The organism is Pseudoxanthomonas sp. LjRoot204_2 (assembly GCF_056175765.1).
Genome location: NZ_JBGFFG010000391.1, coordinates 1 through 3142, shown reverse-complemented (window position 1 = coordinate 3142; position 3142 = coordinate 1). Strand labels below are relative to the sequence as shown.

General features: G+C 70.2%; 2 protein-coding genes. Both read right to left on the bottom strand.

Features of this window, described 5'->3' with window-relative positions:
• Positions 1–2381: ligand-binding sensor domain-containing protein (locus tag AC04L7_RS15350; protein ID WP_475513337.1), on the bottom strand; the 2381-nt coding region annotated here is incomplete at its 3' end.
• Between the two features lie 86 nt (positions 2382–2467).
• Positions 2468–3142 (bottom strand): efflux RND transporter permease subunit (locus tag AC04L7_RS15345; protein WP_475513336.1); only part of this gene is annotated, 675 nt, incomplete at its 5' end.

Genomic DNA, 3142 nt, shown 5'->3' with positions numbered 1-3142 from the left:
ATCTGTACCTGCAGGCGATGCTGGCGATGCCGCTGGCCCCGCATCGCCAACAGCAGGACGCCCCAACCCAGCACACCGGCCAGCACGACGTAGGCGACCATCGCCCATGCCTGCAGCCACCACGGCGCCGCCTTGTCCAGGTCCGCCGTGCGCATCACCAGGCCTTCCGGCCTGCTCCAGTCCGCGGGCGCGTTCATCACCTGTACTTCAAAGCGAAGTTTGCCCGCGGGCAGGTTGGTGTACACCGCATCGTGCGCGACGCCGTTGTCGGTCTCGATCCAGCCACGGTCGAAGCCGACCATGCGGTAGCGATAGCGGAGTCGCTCGGGAGCGCGCTGGTTCAGCCCGGTGAAGCGGATCACCACGCGGCGCGTGTCCGCCGCCAGGGCGTAGCGCGCCTGCAAGGGCAGCACGCGGCCGTCGGCTTCCACCGACTCGATGACCAGCGTGACGCCCTGGCTGCGTTGGCGACGGGCGTCGTCCGGATCGATCACGCCAACGCCGTTCGCCGTCGCGAACCACAGCTTGCCGTCGCGCATCGGCCAGCCCGCCGGCGCGGAGGCACCGTTGGCCTGGCTGCTCGGCAGTCCGTCCGCATGGGTGAACGCTTCCACCGGCAGGCGCGTCAGATGGCGGTTCTCGACGGCCGTCAGCGCCGGGCGCGAGATGCGGAAGACGCCACGATTGCTCGATACCCAGAAATCCCCGTTGTCGTCCTCCAGCAGCCGGAACAGGCGATTGTTCGGCAGTCCCTGGCGATGGTCGAACTGCATGAACGTGCCGTCGCGCCAGTGCAGCAGGCCGCGGTCGGAGGCGACCCACAGGCTGCCGTCGGGGTCGGCGAGGAAGTCGAATGCGGCGACGGCCGGGAAATCGGACATCGGCGTCCAGCGGCGCAGCGTGCCATCGCGCTGCATCATCGCCATGCCGTTGCTGGTGCCGATCCACAGCACGCCCTGCGCCGTTTCGTAGAGCACGTAGACGTTGCCGTCGGGCAGGCCGTCGTCGGCGTCGTAATGGCGCACGATGCGGCCCTCGCGATAGACGGTCACGCCTTCGTTGCTGCCGATCCACAAGGAGCCGTCCGCACGTTCGAGCAGTGCGCGCACATGGTTGGACGGCAGGCCATCCGCTTCGTCCAGGCGCCAGGGCGAACCCTGCGCGCCTTCGCCGGCGGCGGGCAGATGGATCACGCCCTGGTCGTAGGTCCCGATCCACAGTCCGCCGTCGCGCGCATTGGCCAGTGACAGCACGGACGGATCGGACTTGCCATCGAAGGCGAGCGGCACGGCGCGGCTCCGCCCCGCCTGCCAGGCGTCCACGCCCATCGGATGGCCGATCCACGCGCCCTGCCCGGGCCGCTCGATGATCGCGCGCACGTAGATGTCGCGCAGCCCGCTGCTGCGGCCCAGTCCGAACACCGGCCCGTCGGAGATGCGGTACAGCCCGTTGGTGGTGCCCACCCACAACAGGCCATCGCGGTCCTCGAACAGGGCGGGCGCCAGCCGACCCATCAGGCCCTCGCGCTCGCCCAGGGTTTCATAGCGCCCCTGCGCGTAGCGACGCAGGCCGTCGAGGGTGGAGACCCACAGGTTGCCGTTGCGGTCCTCCAGCATGGCTTCGACGCGTTCGCCGGTGATCTGCCGGGCCCGCCCGTGCTCCAGCCGCCAGACGCCTGCGCTGCCGCCGACCAGCAGCCCGCCCCAGCGCGACGGTTGCACCGCCAGCACCGACGTTTCCGGCAAGCCGACACCGCTGCCCCATTCGCTGGCTTTTCCCTGGTCGATCCGGAACAGGCCGTGGCGGTTGCCCACCAGCGCCCGCCCGTCCTGCAACGGCAGGATCGTCAGCACCCGCTCGTTGGCAAGACGCGCGTGATCGCTCTCGATTTCCAGCAGGCGGCCGTCCGCCTCCATGCGGAACAGGGCATGGTCGGTCCCGATCCACAGGGCACCGTCCGGTCCGTAGCGCAGCACGGAAACATCCGCCAGCGTGCCTGCGCGGCCCGGCAGTCGCTGCCAGCGCCCTTGGTGGAAGCGCAGTACACCCGGCCCCACGCGGCCCAGGCTCAGCACCATGCCGCCCTGCGGGTGCGGCGTGATCGCGCGCACGCCCTCGATTTCCAGCCCCTCGACCGTGCCTGCGTCGTAAGCGGTAAAGCGGCGGCCGTCGAAGCGCGCCGCGCCCTCCCATGTCCCGGTCCACACGTACCCGTCGGCATCCTGGTGGATGGCGTGTATCAGGTTGTGCGGCAGCCCGTCCTCCATGGTCCAGCGCGCGATCGTGTACTCGTCGACCTTGCGCGCAGGGTCCAGCGCCCACGCGGGGGCGCCGACGAGCAGGACCAGCAGACACAGGCCTTGGATCAGCAGGCGGCGCACGGCGGGCACAGGGTCCGGAGGGGCTTCGACCTCCACAGTATCGGCTGCGGCGGGGGGGTTCTTGAACCCCCGCCGCGCCGGGTCGCTCAGCGCGCGGCGCCCTCTTCCGGCCGCACCTTGAACCAGGCCGCGTACAGCGCCGGCAGGAAGAACAGCGTCAGCACGGTGGCCACGGTCAGGCCGCCCATGATGGCCACCGCCATCGGCCCGAAGAAGGCGCTGCGCGACAGCGGGATCATCGCCAGCACCGCCGCCAGCGCGGTCAGCACGATCGGCCTGAACCGGCGCACGGTGGCGTCGATGATCGCGTGCCAGCGGTCGTGGCCGGCCTGGATGTCCTGGTCGATCTGGTCCACCAGGATCACCGAGTTGCGCATGATCATGCCGGCCAGCGCAATCGTGCCCAGCATCGCCACGAAACCGAACGGCACGCGGAACACCAGCAGCGCCAGCGTCACGCCGATCAGGCCCAGCGGCGCCGTCAGCAGCACGAGCGCCATGCGCGAGAAGCTGCGCAGCTGCAGCATCAGCAGCGTGGTCACGGCGAGCAGGAACAGCGGCATGCCGGCCGCGATGGACTTCTGCCCGCGCGCCGAATCCTCGACGGTGCCGCCGGTTTCCAGCAGGTAACCCTGCGGAAGCGCGGAGCGGATGCCATCCAGCGTCGGCGAAATCTGCGCCACCACCGTCGGTGCCGTCACATCGTCGCTGTTGAGGTCGGCGCGCACGGTCACCGTGGGCAGGCGGTCGCGGTGCCAGAT